We start from the raw sequence: 361 nt of genomic DNA on the forward strand, positions 1-361 counted from the left end.
CGTCCTTGATGGTGGGCGCCTCGCCATGCCAGCGTCGATAGACCATCTGGCGCGGCGCCTTGCTGGCAAAGGGCAGGGCCAGACTCATGTCATCCGCCAGCCCTTGCTCCCGCGCAAACGCAGCTGCGTTAAATTCACCGTCAAATGGCCAGTAAAGCCCCAGGCATTGAGGCTCTAATTGAGCCAGCAACTCACGCAGCGCAGCGGCCTGCACCGCCTGTGCCGTCTGAGCGTCCGGGGTGGCCCACCATTGGGCTCGCGCGGCGAGCAGATGCTGGCGCAAGGCGGCACGTTCGTGCGGCAATGCGCCTGTTTGGGGGCTTGGCTGAATCACCGGTCTCACCCATGAAAGAGAAGAACT

1 pseudogene is annotated in these 361 nt (G+C 63.4%); it reads right to left on the reverse strand.

Annotation, left to right across the window (positions count from 1 at the left end):
• Nucleotides 1–283, reverse strand: a pseudogene (locus H5407_RS23760) (5-formyltetrahydrofolate cyclo-ligase); the annotation flags it as partial.
• Nucleotides 284–361 lie beyond the last annotated feature (78 nt).

The sequence above is a fragment of the Mitsuaria sp. WAJ17 genome (genome assembly GCF_014174515.1).
GTDB lineage: Bacteria > Pseudomonadota > Gammaproteobacteria > Burkholderiales > Burkholderiaceae_C > Roseateles_B.